Genomic DNA, 22,556 nt, shown 5'->3' with positions numbered 1-22,556 from the left:
TATCATGACTCAAATTCACCCTCAGCGTCTGGTCGACAACTTCCTGAATCTGATTCAAATCGACAGCGAATCTGGCAACGAGAAAGCCATTGGCGAGCATCTGTGTGAGCAGCTCGGCGAGCTTGGTTTTATGGTCCAAAAACTGCCTGTTCCTGCAGAGGTTTCAAACGGTTTCAACATCTACGCCCGCCTGGAAGGCGAACTACCGGACAGCGTGGTGTTAAGCTGCCATATGGACACCGTGAAACCGGGTATCGGCATTGAACCTTTGATTGAAGATGGCATCATCCGCTCAAAAGGCAATACGATTCTAGGGGGCGACGATAAATCCGGTATTGCGGCCATTCTTGAAGCGGTGCGTGCCCTGCGCGAACATAACTGGGCACACAAAACCATCGAAATCGCCTTCACCGTGCATGAAGAAGGTGGCCTGATGGGTTCCAAAAATTTTGACATGAGCTACATCCGCTCAAACAAAGCCATTGTGCTGGATACTGGCGGCCCGATTGGCACCATCGTCAAAGCGGCGCCGGGCCAGCAGAAGCTGCGTGTCACCATAAAAGGCAAACCTGCACACGCAGGCCTTGTGCCAGAAGATGGTATCAGTGCCATCAGCGTAGCAGCCGACGCGATTACCCAAATGAAATTGCTGCGTATCGATGAAGAAACCACCGCCAACATCGGCATGGTGAATGGCGGTCAGGCGACCAACATCGTGATGCCAGAGCTGACCATCGTCGCCGAAGCGCGTTCGTTGAATGACGACAAGTTGGCAGCGCAAGTGGAACACATGATTTCAACGTTTGAGACTGTGGCGAAAAAACACGGCGCAGAAGCTGTGATCCAATCGACCCGAGCCTATAACGCGTTTGTGCTGGACGAAGAACATCCGCTGATCTGCGAATTAAAATCCGCTTTTAACACCATGGGTATTGAAGCGAAAACCAAGCGCACTGGCGGCGGCAGCGATGCCAATAACTTCAATGAGAAAGGTTTAACCACGGTAAACATCTCAACCGGTATGGCCAAAGTACACACCACCGAAGAGCACATTGCAGTCGACGATTTAGTCAAGGTTTGCCAATTCGTCGAGACTTACTTAAGCCGTTAAATGCAGGTAAGAATGAATGAAAAAAGCCCGGTATATCACCGGGCTTTTTTCATGTTAAATGACCCAGCGTTATGCCGGTTCGGCGGCGGGATAGCGTTCGGCGAAACGCACCATCAGCACGAACAACAGAATCAGCAACGGTTCGCGAAGGGTTCCCACCAATAATGACCACGTACCGCTGGAAGAGACAAATGTCGCCGCATAATTGACCAGCTCGTTGGCGAACAGCAACGTCATAATCATGAGCAGCATTTGACGAAAAGTGATTCCCTGCTGCTCGGAATGCAGTGTCATCACCACTAACGTCATGACTGCCAGCACCGCCAACCACGCAGTAAACACGGGCATGGGCCAGATGTATGCGATGACAGCCGTCACCGCGGTCAGCGCTAACCACGGACCTTTCGAACACAGTATGCGTTCCACATGAATTTGCGGTTTATCGTTAAGACGAATGATGTGCCAGGCGACCAGAGCACCCAAGACTGCACCGACCAACATATCAACAATAAACGCACTGCCAGAATAGAACTTGGAGAGCGACAACCACACTACGGAAACCACAAATGCAGCGGTGCTTTTATTCAGGCCCAGCTTTTCGTTCTTCAGTAGCCATAAAATACCCAGGCTGACCCAGACAGCCAACGGTAAACTCGGAAATCCGTAGCCGAAACTTTTGACCAGTTGGATAGATGGAATGTACGCATGCGGGCGTGGCAGAGCAAAACCTTGCTGCGCGACTAAACACAGTAGCGACGTCACCGTTACCGAGAAAAAGGCTTTGTAGCAAAAAGCTTTGCCACTCTGCCAATAGAGAAACGGAAACAGCAGCAGTCCCAACACAGGCGATGCCACGGCATCGGCAAGCAAAATGACTCGGCTCAGCACCGTTTTGACGACTTCCGGCAAGCTGCCAATCGCGTATTGCAGAGCGACAATCCAGCCGAGCTCTGTTTGATGTAACGCAGGTGCCGCTTTTATAAGCTCTGGTACCACTTTGGTGGATTGGTCGGTAGCGTCATTAAACATCGTTTTGATGTTGGCCCACTGTTTAGGAAAACGGTATTGGTCTTCCTTAATGCGGCTTGGATGCACCAGCATGGCCTGCGACACTTCCACACCGTAATGCGGCGCGAACCACACTGGTAGTTCGTACCCGCCCCAACGGTTAATGTATTGGTAAGCGATGATGTCTGAATCACTGACGCAGTCATACACAACGGCGCTTTCGGTGTAGCCCAGCAGTTTACCGACAGTGACAACCAAGCCGGTTTCTTCCCAGGTTTCGCGCTGCGCAGTCAGCTCTGGTGATTCACCACCTTCAATGGTGCCACCGGGAAGCGAGAGTTGTTTAGTGATGATCTCATTAACCAGAACGACTTTATCGTCGGCGCGGATAAGACAAAGCGCTCCGCGAAGTTTATCGGGAGCTTGTGGAGCAGCTTGAGCAAAAAAAGACGCTGCTAAAGAAATTATTAAACTGAAGCCAAGTACTGACAATCGCTTGTACACGCTAATTAACCTGTTATCGCATGGAGCCAGACATCTACGAGCGACGCACTGACTTTCTCAACCAATGAATATGATGGGCAAAACCAACATCCTGATAAAATAATTGCGCTTCCCTGTTAAAATCCCAGACTTCTACAAATATCTCAGCCGCGCCGTACTCAACAAACGTTTGCTCCAGACGAGAAAAGAGTTTGCGAGCCACACCTTGTTGGCGGTATGCCGGAACGACATACAGCTCATCAATGCTGCCCATTTGAATCGGCTTACTGACGGAAGAGACTAACTCACTAAAATAGCCGGTGATGAATCCCACTACTGCATTACCGTCGCGAGCGACATAAACAAGGCAGTCGGGATTGTCGATGTAGCGAGCGATGCTCTTTTCCTGCTCCACCTCTTCCGCCGTTTTAAAATATTCCGGGCAGGCGCGATGGTGTTCGTCGTGCAAGTCGAACATCAACTGATTTAATATTTCCAAATCTGCTATTTTTGCCGCTGACAGCGAAATCGATGACATTTTTGTGACGTTAATCAAGAAGTCTTGACGCGATTTTATAAGATCGTCTAAGAAAATAACATCGTGGTGTGGTGTGTTTTTTTATTAAACAGCTGAAGAATGAGAATTTAACGCCGTTTAAATAAACAAAAACGCCGCAATGCGGCGTTTTATTCAATCGTAGCTTAACGTTTACCCGGTTTTCGCAACAACACCAAAAGTGGAATCATCACGACGCAGACATACATCATAAAGCGGAAGTCTTGCAGATATCCAAAGATATACGCTTGGCTGGTGACCATACTGTTCAACTCGACCAGACCAGCAGTACTCGATAAGTCATACACTCCTTTCTGCACCGCATCCTGCAACGCCGGATTAAACATGTTGATGTGCTCGGAATACACGGCATGGTTGATCTGCGCGCGATGCGCAAGATACGTCACCACCACCGAGATGCCGATGCTACTGCCGATGTTGCGAATCAGGCTGAATAGCGCGGTGCCTTCATTACGATAACGTGGCTCAAGCGTGGAGAACGTCAGGGTCGACAGCGGCACAAACACCAGACCTAATCCCAACCCCTGTACAATACCGGTATGAATGATTTCCCAGCGCGTGACGAACACTGAAAAGTGCGTCATTTCCCACAGCGAAAAAATCATCAACAGCAAGCCAATCGTGATCAGATAACGCAGGTCCACTTTGCCCGACAGACGCCCGACGATCATCATTCCCACCATTGTGCCAAAGCCCCGAGGCGTCAGCAGCAGGCCGACGTCCAGCACCGGATAGTCCATAAAGTTTTGCAGGAACGGAGGCAACAGCGCCATGGTCGCCAGCAAAATCACGCCCATCATAAAACCAAACAGCAGTCCGACCACAAAGTTGCGGTCTTTGAACATCTGCGGCTCCAGGAATGGCGCTCGGGCGGTAAACATGTGCACGGTAAACATGTAAAACGCCAGCGCAGAAATGCCCGCTTCAATGACAATTTCCATGCTGGAGAACCAGTTCTGGGATTCGCCGCGATCAAGAAACATCTGCAAACAGCCGATGGCAAGTCCGAGCAGCGCAAAGCCGAACACGTCAAAACGCCGGCTGGGATCTAGCTTGGTCTCTTTAACGAAACCTGCAATCCCCATCCAGGCCAGAATGCCGAACGGTACGTTGATGTAAAACACCCAGCGCCAGTTGTAGTACTCGGTTAACCAGCCACCTAATGACGGGCCCAGAATCGGCCCGACCATCACACCCACGCCCCACATCGCCATGGCCGAACCGTGTTGTTCTGTCGGATAAGTATCGAGCAGCACAGATTGGGACAACGGCACCAAACTGGCGCCGAAGATCCCTTGCAACAAACGAAACAGAATGATCTGTTCGAGCGATTGCGCCGCGCCACACAGCACAGACGCAAAAGTAAACCCGACTACCGAATAAAGAAACAAACGCTTGCGGCCGATGCGCGCCGCAATAAAGCCCGTCAATGGCATCGCAATCGCGGCTGCCACAATGTAAGACGTCAGTACCCAGGAAATCTGATCCTGCGTCGCACTCATGGCGCCCTGCATATGTGGCAGCGCAACGTTTGCAATCGTGGTGTCGAGTGCCTGCATGATGGTCGCAAGCATGACCGACAGAGTGATAAACCCGCGTTTGCCGCTGTCATCACTCTCTACAGGTGTCGCATGACTTTCCATCTTAACGCCTCACCCTTACAGCGACAGATGACGTTGATATTCAGTATCGACCGTCACCACCGCGCTCAAACCCGCGCGAAGCTGCGGCGCATTCGGATTGGCATCAATGCGGATGCGAATCGGCAGACGCTGCGCAATCTTTACCCAGTTACCCGTCGCGTTTTGCGCCGGAATGACCGAAAACTCAGAACCGGTTGCCGGGCTCAAGCTTTCCACCACGCCATGCCATTTGAAATCCGGCGCGTAGTCGACATTGATGTCCACTTTCTGGCCGACCTGAACGTGTGTCAGTTCGGTCTCGGTAAAGTTAGCTTCAATCCAGATATCTGATGCCGAAATCAGCATCATCGCCAGTGTGCCCGGTGAGGTGTATTGCCCTTTCTCCACCACTTTGGTCACGATGCCATCAGCAGGCGCGTACACATTCACGTGTTGGAGATCGTTCTCGGCCTTTTCCAGCGACGCCAGCGCAGCGCGATATTTCGGATGCTGTTCAATCGGCGCCGTTACATCGCCGCCCAAGCTCTCTTCAATTTGCTTCAGCTCTTTTTTCAGCGCGTTCACTTCGAGTTCCACGACCAGGGTTTTCTGGCGTGCAGAATCAAACTGAGATTCAGAAATGTATTTTTTCTTCAAAAGGTTAAGCTGACGCGCTTCTTCTTTCTTCAGGTATTCATGCTGACTTTTTGAAACGTCAATATTCGCCAGTTTACTTTGGTATTCGGCTTTCAGCGTGGTCAGCGAGGTACTGACATCATTGAGATTGGCGCGAGCCTGAGAGACCGCAATTTCATATGACGTCGGATCGATTTGCAGCAACAAATCGCCCGCTTTCACCGGTTGGTTCTCCTCGACTGGCACATTGATAATGCGGCCAGAGACTTCGGCGGTAATTGACGTCTTGTCTGCTTTTACATACGCGTTGTCGGTTTCAACATAACGGCCACCGTGCAGGTAGACCGCCACGCTTCCGGCCACGGCCAGCACCGGCACCAGAAAAAGCAGTACAGCACGTTTGGTTTTGCGGCGTGGTTTGGATACAGGTTGGGAAGGCGTCTGTGATTGTTCGTTAGACATACAAGATATTCCTGATACGTATTGTTTATTTGGAGAGATTGCTGTGAATGTGTTCCAGCGTACTGATGAACTGCTCGCGATCCTGGGCGGTCAGCCCCTGTAATGCTTCATCCCAGATTTGGTTGCTGACACTTTTGATTTTGACCAATTGAGCATCGGCGGCTGGCAGCAGGTAAATTTGATGAGCGCGGCGATCTTTTGGATCCGGACGACGTTCAACCAACCCTTCTTCCACCAGAGAATCAATCACACGCACTAAACTCATCGGTTTGATTTCAAGCAGTTCAGCCAGTTCTACCTGTTTGACACCCTGACAACGAGCGATGTGCGACAGTGCTTTGGCTTGCGCGATGGTCAGGCAGTTGGCGCCAGCTTCGCTTTGATATTGTTTGCGTACCAGACGCATCACATCCCAAAGTAAGTAACCTATAGACGGAGCTGTCATTGCATACCCTTCTGATTTATCTCGAATTATTCCAAATGCCTTGGTTACATTTAGAAACATAGTTAAACATATAGTAAGCTTTGCTTACTATATGTAAAGCCTATTAATTGAAATAACGGATGAGTATTTGCATAAACTGATAAATTTCATAGTGTTATGAAATGTTTCTGCTGAATAGAAAATGCAGACAAAAAAAGTGCCCCGCAAGCGGAGCACAAAGGGTCAAAATGAACCAAGTTTTACCCTATCGTACCTCAACGTCGAACGACATAACGTCGTCCCGTTTGAGTACAAGCCACATCCTAATGATGCAGCACCTTTTCCAATTCATTGAGGCTGGTTGGATCGTCAATGGTCGACGGGACAGTGTAACTTTCTCCATCCGCAATCTGGCGGATAATACGGCGCAGGATTTTGCCAGAACGAGTTTTCGGCAACCGCTCGACCACCAGTGCGTGTTTAAAGCACGCCACCGCACCGATTTGGCTGCGTACGCTGCTGACCAGTTCCGTTTCCAGCGCCAGCGCATCGATCTTCACGCCATCTTTGAGCACCACGAGTCCGAGTGGCAATTGTCCTTTCAGTTCATCGTGCACACCGACCACCGCGCATTCCGCCACCGCTGGGTGCGCGCCGACGATCTCTTCCATTTCACCCGTCGAGAGGCGGTGACCAGCAACGTTAATCACATCGTCAATGCGGCCCATGATGAACAGGTAACCATCTTCATCCAGATAACCGCCATCACCTGAGACGTAGTAACCTGGGAATTGTGACAAATAACCGGACTCAAAACGGTCGTGATTGCGCCACACAGTCGGCAAACAGCTTGGCGGCAACGGACGTTTCAACGCCACAAAGCCTTGCTGATTCGGCGGCAGCACCTCGCCGAGTTCATTGAGGATTTCCACTTGATAACCCGGAATCGGCTTAGTCGCTGAACCCGCTTTAATCGGCATCAGTTCAATGCCCGTTGGGTTGCCGGCAATCGCCCAGCCCGTTTCGGTTTGCCACCAGTGGTCAATGACCGGTTTGTCGGTTTGCGATTCGACCCATTCTAAAGTTGGCGGATCCAAACGTTCACCCGCCATGAAGATGGTTTTCACGCTCGACAGGTCATAGTGCTTAAGATACTCGCCATTCGGATCTTCTTTCTTGATGGCTCGGAAAGCCGTTGGCGCCGAGAACAGAGCAGTGACTTTGTATTCCTGACACACGCGCCAGAAGGCACCCGGATCCGGCGTACGCACTGGTTTACCTTCGTACAAAATGGTTGTGCAGCCGTGAATCAGCGGCGCATACACAATGTAAGAATGCCCCACCACCCAGCCCACATCTGATGCGGCCCAGAACACGCCATTTTGCGGCATGTTGTAAATACAGCTCATCGAGTATTTCATCGCGACGGCATGACCGCCGTTGTCACGCACCACCCCTTTGGGTTTGCCTGTCGTTCCCGAGGTGTACAGAATGTAAAGCGGGTCCGTTGCCAGTACAGGCACACACGCATGCGGCAGCGCGCTTTGAATCAGCGTGTTCCATTCCAAATCGCGTTCACTGGTTAAATCGGCAAGGCATTCCGGGCGTTGATATACCAACACTTTTTCCGGTTTCCAACGACTGTCCATGATCGCTTTATCGACCATAGGCTTATAAGGGATCACTTTGTTGACTTCTACGCCGCAAGAGGCCGTCATGATGACTTTTGGCTCTGCGTCTTCAATACGTACCGCCAGCTCGTTTGGCGCAAAGCCGCCAAACACCACCGAGTGAATGGCGCCCAAACGCGCACACGCCAGCATCGCCATCGCCGCTTCCGGGATCATCGGCATATAGATGATTACGCGATCGCCTTTGGTGACGCCCTGCTCGGCCAACATGCCCGCCACGCGAGCGACACAATCCCGCAGGGCGGTGTAGCTGTACCGCTGTTTTTTGCCCGTCACCGGCGAATCATAAATCAGCGCCGTTTGGTCGCCGCGACCCTGTTCACAGTGGTAATCCAGTGCCAACCACGAGGTGTTGAGCAAACCATCCGGGAACCAGCGTTCAATGCCGTGTTCGTCTTTTTGCAAAATGGTTTGAGGGAATTCAAACCAGTCGATGTTTTGGGCTTGAGCTTTCCAGAACGCTTGCGGCTCATCCTTTGCCCATTGATATTCCTTTAAATATGCAGACATGGTGCTTCTCCTTGATTGTTCTGGCTTAGCCGTGGTTGATGGTTTCTGCGGGCACGCGCACCCAGCCTTCCATCAAAATACGTGCGCTGCGACCCATCACGGCTTTTTCTACCACCCAACCTTGCGTCGTTTCGCTTGCACTGGCGCCAACTTTTAATGTTCCCGAAGGGTGACCAAAGGTCACCGACGTTTTCTCTCCGCCACCGGCGGCCAAATTCACCAGCGTTCCTGGCACACACGCCGCGGCAGCGATGGCAACGGCAGCGGTCCCCATCATGGCGTGATGCAATTTGCCCATCGACAACGCGCGCACCAGGACATCGACATCACTGGCTGCAACGGTTTTGCCGCTGGATGCGGTGTAGGTTTGCGGTTTGGAGACAAACGCAATTTTTGGGGTGTGCTGACGGGTTTGCGCTTCACTGAGGTCTTGAATCAGCCCCATTTTCAGCGCGCCGTAGGCACGAATGGTTTCAAACATCGCCAGCGCTTTGCTGTCGTTGTTGATGTCATCCTGAAGCTCCGTGCCCTGATAGCCAATCGACGCGGCATCGACAAAAATCGTCGGAATACCCGCATTGATTAACGTGGCGTTAAATGTGCTTACGCCCGGAACATCAAGATCATCGACCAAATTTCCGGTCGGGAACATAGAGCCTTCACCGTCGGCCGGGTCCATGAAATCGACCTGAATTTCCGCCGCTGGGAAAGTCACGCCATCGAGTTCAAACTCGCCCGTTTCCTGCACCAAGCCATCTTTGATCGGCACATGTACGACGATGGTTTTGCTGATGTTGACCTGCCACACGCGCACCTCAACCACACCGTTGTGAGGAATGCGCTCTGGTGCAATGAATCCGGCGTAAATTGCAAACGGACCAATCGCCGCCGACAGATTGCCGCAGTTGCCGCTCCAGTCGACAAACGCTTTATCAATCGACACTTGTCCAAACAGATAATCGACGTCGTGACCCGCTTGAGCACTTTTCGACACAATCACGGTTTTACTGGTGCTTGAAGTGGCGCCGCCCATGCCGTCAATCTGTTTGCCGTACGGATCCGGGCTGCCAATCACACGCATGAGTAAGCGATCGCGCGCCGCGCCTGCAACCTGCGCCGCTGGCGGCAGATCGCCCAGACGGAAAAATACCCCTTTACTGGTGCCGCCACGCATATACGTCGCGGGCACTCGGGTTTGAGAAGACTCTCGGTTTTGAAAAGATAGGGGCTGAGACAGCATCTCAGCTGTGGTCCATGAAGAAGCTGTGCTGACATTGCTCATTGCATCACTCCTTCTCAGTTCGCCAAAAAGTCTTGCGCAAAACGCTGCAGCACACCGCCTGCGTTATACACATGCACTTCATCGGCGGTATCCAAACGGCATGTCACCGCGACGTCCAGCTTCTCGCCGTTTTGACGAGTGATCACCAGCGCCAAATCGCAGCCCGGCTTGATGTCACCCACCACGTCGTACAGTTCGGTGCCATCGAGTCCCAGTGTGAGGCGATTCACGCCCTCTTTGAATTGCAGTGGCAACACGCCCATGCCGACCAGGTTGGTACGGTGGATGCGCTCAAAACCTTCGGCGACAATCGCTTCCACACCGGCTAAACGCACACCTTTGGCTGCCCAGTCACGCGAAGACCCTTGGCCGTAGTCGGCGCCCGCCACAATGATCAGCGGCTGTTTGCGCTGCATGTAGGTTTCAATCGCTTCCCACATGCGCGTCACTTTGCCGTCCGGTTCGATACGCGCAAGCGAACCTTGCACCACGTCGCCGTTCTCCTTAACCATTTCGTTGAACAGTTTCGGGTTGGCAAACGTTGCGCGTTGCGCCGTCAGATGATCGCCGCGGTGCGTCGCGTAGGAGTTAAAATCCTCTTCCGGCACGCCCATTTTGGTCAGGTATTCACCAGCCGCGCTGCTGGCCAGAATCGCGTTTGATGGCGACAGGTGGTCGGTGGTGATGTTGTCACCCACCACCGCCAATGGGCGCATGCCTTTAAGCGTGCGTTCACCCGCCAGTGCGCCTTCCCAATACGGCGGACGGCGAATGTAGGTACTCATTGGGCGCCAGTCGTACAGTGGATTGCTGTTTTGCTCGGCGTCATCGAGTTTAAACATTTGAATGTAGACTTGATTGAACTGCTCAGGTTTAACGTGCTGATTCACAATCGCATCAATCTCTTCATCGCTTGGCCAGATATCGTTGAGGTAAATCGGCTTACCGTTGGCATCATGCCCCAGCGCATCGCGCTCGATATCAAAGCGAATCGTACCCGCCAGCGCATAAGCCACCACCAACGGTGGCGAGGCCAGAAACGCTTGTTTGGCGTAGGGGTGAATCCGACCATCAAAGTTACGGTTGCCCGACAACACGGCGGTCGCGTACAGATCGCGATCGATGATCTCTTGTTGGATCTTCGGATCCAGCGCGCCACTCATGCCGTTACAGGTGGTACACGCATACGCCACGATGCCAAAGCCCAACTTTTCCAATTCAGGCAGCAGCTTGGCTTCTTCAAGATACAATTTGGCGACTTTCGAGCCCGGCGCAAATGAAGTTTTCACCCACGGTTTACGCACCAAACCCAGTTCATTGGCTTTTTTCGCCACCAAGCCAGCCGCGACCACGTTGCGTGGGTTACTGGTGTTAGTACACGACGTAATAGCGGCGATGATCACAGCACCATCGGGCATTTCGCCCGTTTTTTCTTCCCACTTTCCGGCGATGCCACGCTGCGCCAGTTGAGAGGTGGGCAGACGGCGATGCGGGTTGGAAGGCCCGGCCAAGTTACGTTCTACCTGCGAGAGATCAAACGTCAGCACGCGTTCGTATTGCGCCGTCTCCAGCGCATCCGCCCACAAGCCAGTTTGTTTGGCGTACTGTTCAACCAGCGCCACTTGTTCGGCATCACGGCCGGTCAATTTCAGGTAGTTGATGGTCTGCTCATCAATGTAGAACATGCCCGCGCTGGCACCATATTCCGGAGTCATGTTGGAAATCGTCGCGCGGTCGCCGATGGTAAGCTCTTTTGCCCCTTCACCGAAAAATTCGAGATAAGACGACACCACGCGTTCGCCGCGCAGAAATTCGGTGATCGCCAAGACGATGTCGGTGGCGGTAATGCCCGGTTTGCGTTTGCCGGTCAGTTTCACGCCGACGATGTCCGGCAGGCGCATCATGGATGGGCGACCGAGCATCACGGTTTCAGCTTCCAAACCGCCGACGCCAATCGCGATGACGCCAAGAGAATCGACGTGCGGCGTGTGGCTGTCAGTGCCGACACACGTATCAGGAAACGCCACGCCGTTTTTCAGTTGCACCACGGGCGACATTTTTTCCAGGTTGATCTGGTGCATGATGCCGTTGCCGGCAGGAATCACGCTGACGTTTTTAAACGCGGTTTTACACCATTCGATGAAGTGAAAACGGTCTTCGTTGCGGCGATCTTCAATCGCGCGGTTTTTCTCAAACGCATCCGGTTCAAACCCTGCGTGTTCGACCGCAAGCGAGTGGTCAACAATCAGCTGCGTTTCCACAACCGGGTTCACTTTGGCTGGATCGCCGCCCTGCTCTGCGATCGCATCGCGCAGGCCAGCCAAATCAACCAACGCGGTTTGGCCAAGAATGTCGTGACACACCACGCGCGCCGGATACCAGGGGAAATCAAGGTCGCGTTTGCGTTCAATCAGTTGTTTCAGGGAGTCTGTCAGTGCTTCGGGTTCGCAGCGGCGAACCAAGTTTTCAGCCAGAACGCGCGAGGTATAAGGCAGCGTCGCGTAGGCACCGGGCGCAATTGCGTTGACCGCTTCTTCGGCATCAAAATAACTGATATTTGTGCCAGGCAGCAGTTTCCGGTATTGGCTGTTGATATCGTTTTGAGTGGTCATAGTATCCATCCGATTCATTACTATTCCCTTGCCACTTAAAGCAGAAAGCGTGTCGCCAGTGCTTTAAGTTGTTTGGGCTTCACAACCGTGGCAGGCCAATTCGCCCTTAGGCGAACCGCATTAAATTGATGACCGCGCCTATTGGGCACGGTCATTCCTGAGCGAGCTAGCCGCGTTTTTCAATCGGCAACCATTGCTGATGATCCGGGCCGACATAGTCAGCACTTGGACGAATGATGCGGTTGTTCGCACGCTGCTCGTACACGTGGGCAGCCCAGCCAGTCAAACGGCTCATCACAAAAATTGGCGTGAAGAGTTTGGTTGGAATACCCATAAAGTGATACGCCGAGGCGTGGAAGAAATCGGCGTTACAGAACAAGCCCTTCTCGCGTTTCATTACCGCTTCAACGCGCTCAGAAACGGCATAGAGTTGGGTGTCACCGACTTTTTCGGACAATTCTTTCGACCAGCGTTTGATCAGGGCGTTACGCGGATCGCTCTCACGGTAAATCGCGTGACCAAAGCCCATGATTTTCTCTTTGTTTTCCAGCATGCGCAGAATGTTTTGTTCCGCTTCATCCGGCGTTTTCCAGTTCTCGATCATCTCCATCGCCGCTTCGTTCGCGCCGCCATGTAGCGGACCGCGCAGCGTACCGATCGCGCCCGTCACGCACGAATGAATATCAGACAAGGTGGAAGCACAGACGCGCGCCGTGAACGTGGATGCGTTGAACTCGTGCTCTGCGTACAGAATCAACGAGCAGTGCATCACTTGTTTAAACAGATCGCTTGGTGCCTGATCAGTCAGCATTTTCAGGAAATAACCACCGATACAAGCTTCGCTGGTGTCTTCGGTATCAATGCGCACGCCATCGTGGCTAAAGCGATACCAGTAACAGATGATGGCCGGAAACAGTGCCAGCATGCGTTCTGTCGCTGCAAGCTGCTGTGAAAAATCTTGTTCAGTTTCCAGGTTACCCAGCATTGAACAACCCGTCCGCATCACGTCCATCGGGTGTGCATCGGCTGGAATGCGCTCCAGCACTTCTTTCAGTGGCTGAGGCAGGCCGCGCAAGCCAATCAGACGCGTTTTGTATTGATCAAGTTCGGCCTGAGTAGGCAGATGACCCACGAGCAGCAGGTGTGCTACTTCTTCAAATTGAGCGTTATTAGCCAGATCTGTGATGTCATAACCACGATAGGTCAGACCGGTTCCGGTTTTACCTACCGTACATAAGGCCGTGCTTCCAGCGCTTTGGCCACGCAGACCTGCTCCGCCTAATTCAGCTTTCTTTGTCAAAGACTGAGGCATGTTGAACTCCTTTTCTTGCTGCGCTTCGGATCCTGTTGAATCGACCTCATTGGGCCAGCTTAAGCTCGATGGCGCAGCGGTTTCACGTTATTGGGTGTTCCCCGCCTGACTGACTGTCGGGCCGGGGAGTTTTTCTTTCCGATTCTATTTTTCTTGGGCTTCGTTTTTCTTTGGGCTTCCGTCGTTGAACCTCATGAAATCAAGGTCCAAACCGACTATTTTCCTTCCGAAAACAGCTGATCCAGCTTGTCTTCGTAATCATGGTAATTGAGGTATTCATACAGCTCTTTGCGCGTCTGCATCTGACCCAGTAGTGCTTCCTGATTCCCCACCTCCAGCAGATGGCGATACACCATCTCAGCCGCTTTATTCATCGCGCGGAACGCGCTCAGCGGGTACAGCACCATATCCACATTTGATTTGGCCAGGTCTTCACAGCTGTAGAGCGGCGTTTGGCCAAACTCGGTAATGTTGGCCAGAATCGGCACATGCTTACCGGTTGCCGCGTGCAGCGCCGTCGAGAACTGCTCATACTGTTTCAGTTCCGTCATCGCTTCCGGGAAAATCATGTCGGCGCCCGCTTCCACACACGCAATCGCACGCTCAATCGCACTGTCCATGCCTTCCACCGCCAGCGCATCGGTACGCGCCATGATGACGAACTCCGGATTGTCTCGCGCATCCACCGCGGCTTTAACGCGGTCAACCATTTCTTGTTGGCTGACAATGGCTTTGTTTGGACGGTGACCACAACGTTTCTGCGCCACCTGATCTTCCATGTGCACCGCCGCTGCGCCGGCTTTTTCCATTGCTTTGATGGTGCGGGCAATGTTAAACGCGCCGCCAAAACCGGTGTCGATGTCGACCAGCAATGGTAGGTCACACGCATTGGTGATGCGTTCCACGTCCACCAGCACATCGTTGAGTGTCGTGATCCCGAGATCTGGCAAGCCATAAGACGCGTTAGCGATACCACCACCAGAGAGATAGATCGCCTGATGCCCCAATTTCTTCGCCATCATGGCGCAGTATGGGTTGATCGTGCCGACAATCTGCAAAGGTTGATTGGTTTGAATAGCGAGCCTGAACTTCGCACCCGGACTTAAGCTCATGGGATTCTCCTTAATCTTGGGCTTCGTTTTGTATCTGTTTTTCTATTAAGCGGCGACTACCTGAAATGTGTCGGCGCATCAGCATCTCTGCCAGCTCTTCGTCACGATTGCGAATCGCCTGCAGAATGAATTTGTGTTCTTCCAGCGCTTCAATCGGACGCGAATGAGAGCGTGGTGACTGATAACGGTACATGCGCAGCAAGTGGTAAAGCTCATCACACAACAACGCAACCAGTTGCGAGTTGCGGCTGGCTTTAATAATGCGGTAATGGAAATCGAAATCCCCTTGCTGATGGAAATAAGACGCGCCGTCGACTTGATCAATGTGCGCTGAATGTGTCGACAATAACGTTTCCAGCCCGGCCAGTTCGATTTCAGTAATGTTGCGAGCGGCTAAGCGCGCCGCCATGCCTTCCAGCGCTTCACGTACCGCATACAGCTCCAACAACTTTTCCGTAGAGAACTGAATTACGCGCGCCCCCACATGAGGAATACGTTCGATCAAACCCAGCCCTTCCACACGCATTAACGCTTCACGCAATGGTCCGCGGCTGACCTGGAAACGCTTGGCCAGTTCAGGCTCCGAGATTTTACTGCCCGGCGCCATTCCACCTTCTACGATCGCTTCGATCAAAAACTCGGTCAGGCTTTCTGATTTGGTGTGTTCTTTCTCGCCTGCTGCGCGCTTTTTTAATTCAGTATTCATCATCTCATCTTCTACAACGTGGGTGAGCAGAGAAAATTCCACAAACATGGGGTTGCTCACCAAAGGGTTGAACTTAAGATAGACGATCAAATTGTCGACAATCAAGCAAATTGTCGACAATTTAGACTAAGGTCGTAATGACGGTAGGAATGGATAATTGGTGGGTATTAAAGTGTGAAGAAGGATTGATATTTCTTAGGTGTCAATGCAATACGGCTTTTAAAGCTGCGTTGAAAGTGCGCTTGATCAGCAAAGCCTAAAGCCAGCGAGGTGTCGACAATTGTTTCACCCTGCTTAAGTAACTGTTTGGCGCGTTTAATGCGTTCATCCATCAGATAGGCATGTGGCGACAAGCCGAAATATTGCTTGAATGTGCGGATCAGATGATACGGACTGACGCCCACCTCATTGGCGAGCGCATCAAGACCTACTGACTGATCGATTTCATCAAACAATCGCTCACGAGCGCGCAGCAGGTAGTCGGGGGCACGCTTGCGCTGGGTGGCAAGCTGGTTGCCGTCTGTCACCAGCGCCGATGGCTTATACAGTCGCTCGATAAACTCATACATCAGGGTGTGGGCAGATAATGCGTCCTGCTCTTGCATGAGTGCCGCAAACAGCTGTTCAAACTGAACGCTGAAATCAGTGCGACGTTCAAAGTCGGCGATAAAGGCGTAGTAATCCATCTGGCGACGCCCTAATACCTCTTGCTGCATCTGCCCCATCCACAATGTGTCGACAAACAGCATTCGATATGACCATTCACCCTGGTGCGGATTGCAAGAGTGCATATCGGCGGGATTAATGGTGACCACATCGCCCCGGCCAATTTGGTGCTGACGCACATGATTGTCATAGCGCGCCATGCCGCTATCGATGATGCCAAACGAGAATTCGTCGTGAGAATGCCTTTGATAACAGACGTGTGACCACTTAGCGATGCGCGCTTCGATCTGCGGCAGCGCGGTTGGACGCATAATATTGCTGCTTATTGGTTGTGACATTCCCTATCCTTCCATCCAGATGATGACCACCGATATACTCAGCAATGCAGCCAAGACCATTTGAAACAGGCGCTGACGCTGCGGTGAATTGAGCCATTGCGCGACCGATTGGCCGAGCACAGCCCAAACACCCACACCGATAAAGCAGACTACAAGCGAAACCGAGCAGAACCAACTCAGCGCGTACTGAATATTCACCTGATTCAATACGTACAAACTAACCCCGGAACTGGCAAAGATCCACGCTTTTGGGTTGAGCAGTTGGATCAATCCCCCTTGTACAAACAGCGCTTTCATCGCAATTTGGGGATTGGACTTGAGCCCCAAATCCTTGGCCAGCAGAATACGCGCCGCCAAATACAGCAGGTACAAACTGCCCACCCAACGCATGACGGGTACCAACAGCGGAATGCCTTGGCTCATTTCACCAAGTGCCAAGCCACACACCAACACGACCAGAACATAAGCGACGGAAGCCCCAAGCACATGCACTGATGCTTTGCGCCAGCCAAACTGCGCGCCCGCGTAAGTCGCCATCACATTCACCGGCCCGGGAGAAACCGCCCCCACAAAGGCAAACAGCGACATCGCGCTCAACAGAGAAACCATAACCTCGTCCTTTTATTCCAATTCACGTGGCTACAGTAACGAACCAAGAATTGCGATTATTGAACAAAATTGCGCTCTGCTGCGCCGCGGCACCCCCGTGAACTTTATGAACAAAACCGTTTTTATGCCCAATATTGTTTTTATCTTCGCTTTAGAGACAAAACGTTAACACATTCTTAACCTGAGATAACACGGTAGCAAACTTCTGCCTTGTTACCGGGAAAATAACGATAAGTGTCATTCCTTCGAGTGGCACGCCTACATAAGGAACGTGAACATGTTGAAGCATTTCAAACCGACCCTCGCAGCGTCGCTACTGGCGGCTACCTTCTCTTTCTCTGCTCTGGCAGCGGATCTGGAAAAAATCCACTTTCTGATCCCTGGCGGCGCTGGTGGCGGCTGGGATATGACCGCACGCGGCACCGGTGATGTGCTGATGAAAACACACCTGATCGAGAACGTCTCATACCAAAACCTTTCTGGCGGTGGCGGCGGTAAAGCCATTGCACACCTTATCGAGACGGCTGATCGTCAAGAAGACACACTGATGGTGAACTCAACACCAATCGTTGTGCGCTCACTTTCGGGTGTATTCCCACAGTCTTTCCGCGATTTAACGCCTGTTGCTGCAACGGTGTCAGATTACGGCGCACTGGTTGTTGCTGGTGATTCGAAATACAACAGCTGGGAAGAAGTGGTTGCAGACTTTAAAGACAACCCACGCAAAGTAAAAATCGCGGGCGGCTCTGCACGCGGCAGTATGGACCACTTAGTTGCCGCCGCAGCCTTCAAAGGCCAAGGGCTTGATCCGAAAGAAGTGCGTTACATTGCCTACGATGCGGGCGGTAAAGCGATGGCAGCACTGCTGTCTGGCGAAACTCAGCTTCTGTCGACCGGTCTTGGTGAAGTTCTCGAGATGTCAAAAAGCGGTCAGGTGAAAATCCTGGCGATCACCGCACCGAAACGTCTGGACGTTGCGCCAAACATTCCGACCCTGACTGAATACAACAACCCGACTGTCTTTGCTAACTGGCGTGGTTTCTTCGCAGCTCCGGGTGTCAGCCAGGAGAAAATCGACGAGTGGAACGTTGCGCTGAAGAAAATGTACGACACCGATGAATGGAAAGTGGTTCGTGACCGCAACGGCTGGATCGACAGCTACAAAGCCGACAAAGAGTTCTTCGCTTTCCTCGAAGATCAGGAAAAGCAGATGGGCGACCTGATGCGTGAACTGGGCTTCCTGAAGTAAGTCAGCTTTTTATCCAGAAACACCGGAAGGGGTAATCGTGTGTTGCCCCGTTCCAGCACCTTTGCCGCAGACGAGCGAAAAAATTACTCCTTTGTTTTGGTAGATGTTTTGACTAGCAGCAATCCGTTTACCCTTTAGTTAATTCCTTCGTTAACTCCGCTTGTCTGCGGCCTTTTCTTCCCTACAACCTCATGCCATGGAGTTGGATATGTCGGATCTGCCAACTAAATTATTCAGCAAGGAATATCTGCTGTGCCGCGATCGCGTCGGCGCGATGATCTTTCTTGTCCTTAGCCTGTGTTACGGCTATCAAACTACACAAATTCCTATGTTTCCCGGCGATGAGTACGAACCGTTTACGGCGCGTACGCTCCCAACCCTTCTCACCTACGCCGGTGTAGCAATGTCTCTGCTTTTGCTGGTTGTCGGACAACCGGACAAGAAAAGTGGCGCGGTGATGACATTCAACTGGAAACTGCTGATCGGTTTCCTGGTGCTGATGGCGCTCTACGGTGCAGGCTTAACTTACCTGGGCTTCGTGCTGGCGACCGGCTTCTTCCTGATGGCGGGCTTCTACATTCTTGGCGAACGTCGTAAATCGATCCTATTCGGTGCGTCATTCCCATTTGTGATTGCCTTTTATTTACTGCTGACCAAAGGTCTGGACGTGTATCTGGAACCGGGTCTGATTTTCACTCTTTAGTAGGAAAGGATTATGTTAGACGGAATTTTGCAAGGACTGTCGACTGCAGTCATGCCTTTTAACCTGCTGATGGTGATCGTCGGCTGTTTCGTGGGTACCTTCATCGGTATGCTGCCGGGCCTTGGCCCTATCTCAGCTATCGCACTAATGATCCCGATTACGTACGGTCTGGAACCTTCGTCCGGTCTGATCCTGATGGCGGGTGTGTATTATGGCGCCATTTTTGGTGGCTCAACCTCTTCCATCCTGATTAATGCGCCGGGTTGTTCGTCAACCGTGGTGACCGCGTTTGACGGCTACCCGATGGCGCAAAAAGGTCAGGCGGGTAAAGCACTGGCACTGGCGGCTTACGCGTCTTTCACCGGTGGTACATTGTCTGCAATCATGTTGCTGGTTGCCGCGCCAGCGCTGGCTCAGGTTTCTCTGAGCTTCCAGTCAGCCGACTACTTTTCATTAATGCTACTGGGCTTGTCTGCCGTCGCGGCGTTTGCGGGTAAAGGTCAGGTAATCAAAGCATGGATGATGACCATTCTGGGTTTGATGCTGTCAACCGTGGGTATCGATAAAGGCGTAGGTGTAGAACGTTTCACCTTCGGCCTGACCGACCTGATGGATGGCTTTAGCTTCCTGCTGCTGGCAATGGCAACATTCGCACTCGGCGAAACACTGATGGGCATTCTGAAACCAGAATCCGACACTCGTGATGAAGAAAACAGCAAACTGAGCAATATCGGCAGCATGAAAATCACCAGAGAAGAAGTGCGTGAAGCGGCTCCGGTTTCGATTCGTTCTTCTATTCTTGGCTTCTTTACTGGCGTACTGCCGGGCGCAGGCGCAACCATTGCGGCCTTCCTGAGCTACGGTATGGAGCGCAATCTGGCGCCGAAAGAGAAGCGTGAAGAGTTTGGTCACGGCTCTCTGCGCGGCCTGGTTGCACCAGAATCAGCGAACAACGCTGCATCAAGTGGCTCGTTCGTACCGCTACTGACACTGGGTATTCCGGGTTCCGGTACCACCGCTATCATGCTGGGTGCCCTGCTCGCTTACGGTATTCAGCCTGGCCCACGCCTGTTTGTCGATCACCCGGATGTGTTCTGGTCAGTCATCATCTCGATGTATGTCGGTAACATTGTTCTGCTCATTCTGAACCTACCGCTTATCCCATACATTTCGAAACTGCTGGCGGTACCACGTACTGTACTTCTGCCGATGATTCTGTTCTTCTCCATCACCGGCGTGTACCTGGTGTCGTTCAACACCATGGATGTCTTCATCATGCTATTGGTGGCGATGGGCGCAATTGCACTGCGTCTGGCGAACTTCCCGCTGGCACCACTGCTACTTGGGTTCATCCTTGGTGGTCTGATGGAAGAAAACCTGCGCCGTGCACTGATGATTACCGACGGCGAGCTGAGCTTCTTGTGGGAACGTCCAATCACTCTGGCATTTACAACCCTGTCGGTGGTGATTCTGGCCAGCCCAATTGTGGTGATGATCGTCAACAAATTGCGTGGCAACCAAACTGCGGCGAAAAGCTGCGGTACCAATAAAGCGCATTAATCGCTGACACTTAGATTCAGCCCGGCCAAATGGTCGGGCTTTTTGTTTTTCAAAGGCATAAAAGCGCGCCCACCACACGCCTTGGTCAATTTGTCCCTGACATTATTGTCGAGTGTGTTACCCTTCCCCGCACAAAATAATGCTGCGCGGCATGAGAAATAGACTCAGCCAGCGGCAGTGAGTTAACAATCCACAATCCTGAGTGCGATGCAGTGAAAACCAATAAAAGACCCGTTAACAGCCATGCCATGTACCATGCGCATGTTTACTTTGATGCACACTCATTGGCGTTTGCGACGCGCCTGTACGAACTCATCGGGCAAACATTCCCACTTAAACTCGGCAGACTGCATCAACGTCTCGTTGGCCCGCACACCATGTGGAGTTATCAGATTTTGTTCGGCAGTAAGGATTTCGATCAGTTCATTCCGTGGCTGGATCAGCAACGCGGCCAGTTGAGCGTGTTAGTTCACGCTGATACCGGTGATGATTTGGCGGATCACACGACCCACGCATACTGGCTGGGTGAAGCGGTTGATTTGGATTTGAGTCGGTTTTAAACATCATTCAATGAGGTTGAACGCTCATGTCGCGCTTTAGACTTAGCGTACAGAAAACATTTCTTTAGCGCGCCAGTGACTCTTTGCAGGCACAAAGAGTCACCAGAAAGTGCCTTTCGCGGCTCGCTGGCCGGGACGGTTATAGGCGTTCCCTACGCCAATAACCTAAAAATTCGTCCTGAATTTTTCCCTCTAAACTATCAACAATGCCTCCGATTAGCGCTGCCCCGCATTAGTCATTCATTTGTCGCGGACAAAGAAAAAACCGCTCCCTGAGGAGCGGTTTTAGACCAGCAGCAACTGTGTCGTTAGTTTTACTTTTTATTTGCGTATTTCATGGAGTCCAGGGCCACTGCGAACACGATGATGGAACCCTTGATGATGTATTGCCAGTAAGGGCTTACGCCGATGTAAGTCATACCGTAGTTGATAACGGTGAAGATAAGAACCCCCGTTACCACGCCCGCGATACTACCTACACCACCAGCAAAGGACACGCCACCAACCACACACGCTGCGATCGCGTCGAGCTCATACAGGAAGCCCAAGTTGTTGGTTGCGCTACCGATACGTCCCGCTTCCAGCATCCCCCCGAATGCGTAGAAGACACCTGACAATGCGTACACTTTCAGCAGAGTCAGAGGCACGTTAACACCGGATACTTTCGCTGCTTCTGGGTTACCACCCACAGCAAAGATATTTTTGCCGAATACCGTTTTGTTCCACAGAATCCACATGAACACCGTCGCGATAATGGCGTAGAAAGTGATGTAGGAGAACCGGAACCCGCCTATTCGGATAAAGCCTTGGGTGAACGCCGTGAAGCGGTCATCAAACCCAGCGATTGGTGATGCACCTACCGCGTCGTAGTACAGAGAGTTGATACCGTAAACGATGATCATCGTACCCAGAGTCGCGATAAATGGCGTTACTTTCAGGTAGGCAACAATCACACCGTTAACCAGACCGATGATGGCACCGATCAGACACACACAGATGATCACTGCGATGATTGGCACTTCACCAATGCTTGGGAATACCTTGTTCACGTTGTCGATAGATTGAAGCAAGGTCGCGGAAATTACCGCAGCCAAACCAACCTGACGACCGGCTGAAAGGTCCGTACCCTGTGTGACGATCAAACCTGCCACACCCAGTGCAATAATAACGCGCACTGAAGATTGAGTAAGAATATTACTTAAGTTACGAAGACTTAAGAATGAAGGCTCCTGAATAACGATAACGGCCAGTAGAATAAATAGTACTGCGTAGATCGCGCCTTCTTTTAAATGCTTTAGTGCAAAAGATTTAACTGCATCCATA

Annotated in this window: 18 protein-coding genes and 1 pseudogene; 5 read left to right on the top strand and 14 right to left on the bottom strand. The window is 52.0% G+C overall.

All coding sequences use genetic code 11. The annotated features are described in order from the left end of the window. Positions 1–4 precede the first annotated feature (4 nt). The gene (locus LGV68_RS03505; protein WP_252536264.1) at positions 5–1,111 is read left to right on the top strand and encodes a M20/M25/M40 family metallo-hydrolase; all 1,107 of its coding nucleotides are present in this window, start codon (positions 5–7) and stop codon (positions 1,109–1,111) included. A 69-nt stretch (positions 1,112–1,180) separates the two neighbouring features. Here the strand turns inward: LGV68_RS03505 and LGV68_RS03500 are convergent, their stop codons facing one another. The 13 genes and pseudogenes from LGV68_RS03500 to LGV68_RS03440 form a co-directional block, all read right to left on the bottom strand. Beyond that, a complete protein-coding gene (locus LGV68_RS03500; RefSeq protein WP_252536262.1) occupies positions 1,181–2,623 on the bottom strand; it encodes an NUDIX domain-containing protein in 1,443 nt (480 codons plus the stop codon). A 34-nt stretch (positions 2,624–2,657) separates the two neighbouring features. Next, positions 2,658–3,140 (bottom strand): GNAT family N-acetyltransferase, encoded by a 483-nt coding sequence (locus LGV68_RS03495; protein ID WP_020330996.1) that lies wholly within the window; start codon positions 3,138–3,140, stop codon positions 2,658–2,660. Between the two features lie 164 nt (positions 3,141–3,304). Further along, positions 3,305–4,822 (bottom strand): DHA2 family efflux MFS transporter permease subunit, encoded by a 1,518-nt coding sequence (locus LGV68_RS03490; protein ID WP_020330995.1) that lies wholly within the window; start codon positions 4,820–4,822, stop codon positions 3,305–3,307. 15 nt (positions 4,823–4,837) lie between these two features. Then, positions 4,838–5,899, bottom strand: coding sequence for an HlyD family secretion protein (locus LGV68_RS03485; protein WP_252536260.1), 1,062 nt, complete (start codon positions 5,897–5,899; stop codon positions 4,838–4,840). 25 nt (positions 5,900–5,924) lie between these two features. Next, a complete protein-coding gene (locus tag LGV68_RS03480; RefSeq protein WP_024374684.1) occupies positions 5,925–6,344 on the bottom strand; it encodes a MarR family winged helix-turn-helix transcriptional regulator in 420 nt (139 codons plus the stop codon). 302 nt (positions 6,345–6,646) lie between these two features. Then, positions 6,647–8,542, bottom strand: a pseudogene (locus tag LGV68_RS03475) (propionyl-CoA synthetase); the annotation flags it as partial. A gap of 7 nt (positions 8,543–8,549) precedes the next feature. After that, the gene (gene prpF, locus LGV68_RS03470) at positions 8,550–9,764 is read right to left on the bottom strand and encodes a 2-methylaconitate cis-trans isomerase PrpF (protein WP_252536728.1); all 1,215 of its coding nucleotides are present in this window, start codon (positions 9,762–9,764) and stop codon (positions 8,550–8,552) included. A 56-nt stretch (positions 9,765–9,820) separates the two neighbouring features. Then, entirely contained in the window at positions 9,821–12,418 is a 2,598-nt protein-coding gene (acnD, locus tag LGV68_RS03465) for a Fe/S-dependent 2-methylisocitrate dehydratase AcnD (RefSeq protein ID WP_165880913.1), read from the bottom strand. Positions 12,419–12,584: 166 nt separating this feature from the next. After that, positions 12,585–13,730 carry a 2-methylcitrate synthase gene (gene prpC, locus LGV68_RS03460; RefSeq protein ID WP_020330985.1) on the bottom strand — a complete coding sequence of 382 codons (1,146 nt, stop codon included), beginning with the start codon at positions 13,728–13,730 and terminating at the stop codon, positions 12,585–12,587. 215 nt (positions 13,731–13,945) lie between these two features. Further along, positions 13,946–14,842 carry a methylisocitrate lyase gene (gene prpB / locus LGV68_RS03455; RefSeq protein WP_020330984.1) on the bottom strand — a complete coding sequence of 299 codons (897 nt, stop codon included), beginning with the start codon at positions 14,840–14,842 and terminating at the stop codon, positions 13,946–13,948. Positions 14,843–14,852: 10 nt separating this feature from the next. Then, positions 14,853–15,551, bottom strand: coding sequence for a GntR family transcriptional regulator (locus LGV68_RS03450; protein WP_024374025.1), 699 nt, complete (start codon positions 15,549–15,551; stop codon positions 14,853–14,855). A 164-nt stretch (positions 15,552–15,715) separates the two neighbouring features. Next, entirely contained in the window at positions 15,716–16,552 is an 837-nt protein-coding gene (locus LGV68_RS03445) for an AraC family transcriptional regulator (protein WP_024374024.1), read from the bottom strand. 3 nt (positions 16,553–16,555) lie between these two features. Further along, positions 16,556–17,161, bottom strand: a complete 606-nt coding sequence (locus LGV68_RS03440) for a LysE family translocator (RefSeq protein ID WP_222749079.1) — start codon at positions 17,159–17,161, stop codon at positions 16,556–16,558. 277 nt (positions 17,162–17,438) lie between these two features. Here LGV68_RS03440 and LGV68_RS03435 point away from each other — a divergent pair, with 277 nt between their 5' ends. The 4 genes from LGV68_RS03435 (at position 17,439) to LGV68_RS03420 (ending at position 21,233) form a co-directional block, all read left to right on the top strand. Beyond that, entirely contained in the window at positions 17,439–18,410 is a 972-nt protein-coding gene (locus LGV68_RS03435) for a tripartite tricarboxylate transporter substrate binding protein (RefSeq protein ID WP_020330979.1), read from the top strand. Between the two features lie 208 nt (positions 18,411–18,618). Next, positions 18,619–19,113, top strand: coding sequence for a tripartite tricarboxylate transporter TctB family protein (locus tag LGV68_RS03430; protein ID WP_222748788.1), 495 nt, complete (start codon positions 18,619–18,621; stop codon positions 19,111–19,113). Positions 19,114–19,125: 12 nt separating this feature from the next. Next, positions 19,126–20,673 (top strand): tripartite tricarboxylate transporter permease, encoded by a 1,548-nt coding sequence (locus LGV68_RS03425; protein ID WP_024374020.1) that lies wholly within the window; start codon positions 19,126–19,128, stop codon positions 20,671–20,673. Between the two features lie 248 nt (positions 20,674–20,921). Continuing rightward, positions 20,922–21,233 (top strand): DOPA 4,5-dioxygenase family protein, encoded by a 312-nt coding sequence (locus LGV68_RS03420; RefSeq protein WP_196368194.1) that lies wholly within the window; start codon positions 20,922–20,924, stop codon positions 21,231–21,233. A 314-nt stretch (positions 21,234–21,547) separates the two neighbouring features. Here the strand turns inward: LGV68_RS03420 and mglC are convergent, their stop codons facing one another. Then, positions 21,548–22,555, bottom strand: a complete 1,008-nt coding sequence (gene mglC, locus LGV68_RS03415) for a galactose/methyl galactoside ABC transporter permease MglC (RefSeq protein WP_020330976.1) — start codon at positions 22,553–22,555, stop codon at positions 21,548–21,550. Position 22,556: the final 1 nt, after the last annotated feature.

This window comes from Vibrio sp. LQ2, from assembly GCF_023920125.1.
Lineage (GTDB): Bacteria > Pseudomonadota > Gammaproteobacteria > Enterobacterales > Vibrionaceae > Vibrio > Vibrio fluvialis.
Note: the sequence above shows the minus strand (reverse complement) of the source record. Positions and strands in the feature narration are given on the sequence as shown.

What these genes read in the sequence shown, in the direction of transcription:
- LGV68_RS03505 (WP_252536264.1), top strand. Translation starts at nt 5, where the DNA reads ATGACTCAAATTCACCCTCAGCGTCTGGTCGACAACTTCCTGAATCTG.
- LGV68_RS03495 (WP_020330996.1), bottom strand. Translation starts at nt 3,140, where the DNA reads ATGTCATCGATTTCGCTGTCAGCGGCAAAAATAGCAGATTTGGAAATA.
- LGV68_RS03490 (WP_020330995.1), bottom strand. Translation starts at nt 4,822, where the DNA reads ATGGAAAGTCATGCGACACCTGTAGAGAGTGATGACAGCGGCAAACGC.
- LGV68_RS03485 (WP_252536260.1), bottom strand. Translation starts at nt 5,899, where the DNA reads ATGTCTAACGAACAATCACAGACGCCTTCCCAACCTGTATCCAAACCA.
- LGV68_RS03480 (WP_024374684.1), bottom strand. Translation starts at nt 6,344, where the DNA reads ATGACAGCTCCGTCTATAGGTTACTTACTTTGGGATGTGATGCGTCTG.
- prpF (WP_252536728.1), bottom strand. Translation starts at nt 9,764, where the DNA reads ATGCTGTCTCAGCCCCTATCTTTTCAAAACCGAGAGTCTTCTCAAACC.
- acnD (WP_165880913.1), bottom strand. Translation starts at nt 12,418, where the DNA reads ATGACCACTCAAAACGATATCAACAGCCAATACCGGAAACTGCTGCCT.
- prpC (WP_020330985.1), bottom strand. Translation starts at nt 13,730, where the DNA reads ATGCCTCAGTCTTTGACAAAGAAAGCTGAATTAGGCGGAGCAGGTCTG.
- prpB (WP_020330984.1), bottom strand. Translation starts at nt 14,842, where the DNA reads ATGAGCTTAAGTCCGGGTGCGAAGTTCAGGCTCGCTATTCAAACCAAT.
- LGV68_RS03450 (WP_024374025.1), bottom strand. Translation starts at nt 15,551, where the DNA reads ATGATGAATACTGAATTAAAAAAGCGCGCAGCAGGCGAGAAAGAACAC.
- LGV68_RS03445 (WP_024374024.1), bottom strand. Translation starts at nt 16,552, where the DNA reads ATGTCACAACCAATAAGCAGCAATATTATGCGTCCAACCGCGCTGCCG.
- LGV68_RS03440 (WP_222749079.1), bottom strand. Translation starts at nt 17,161, where the DNA reads ATGGTTTCTCTGTTGAGCGCGATGTCGCTGTTTGCCTTTGTGGGGGCG.
- LGV68_RS03435 (WP_020330979.1), top strand. Translation starts at nt 17,439, where the DNA reads ATGTTGAAGCATTTCAAACCGACCCTCGCAGCGTCGCTACTGGCGGCT.
- LGV68_RS03430 (WP_222748788.1), top strand. Translation starts at nt 18,619, where the DNA reads ATGTCGGATCTGCCAACTAAATTATTCAGCAAGGAATATCTGCTGTGC.
- LGV68_RS03425 (WP_024374020.1), top strand. Translation starts at nt 19,126, where the DNA reads ATGTTAGACGGAATTTTGCAAGGACTGTCGACTGCAGTCATGCCTTTT.
- LGV68_RS03420 (WP_196368194.1), top strand. Translation starts at nt 20,922, where the DNA reads ATGTACCATGCGCATGTTTACTTTGATGCACACTCATTGGCGTTTGCG.
- mglC (WP_020330976.1), bottom strand. Translation starts at nt 22,555, where the DNA reads ATGGATGCAGTTAAATCTTTTGCACTAAAGCATTTAAAAGAAGGCGCG.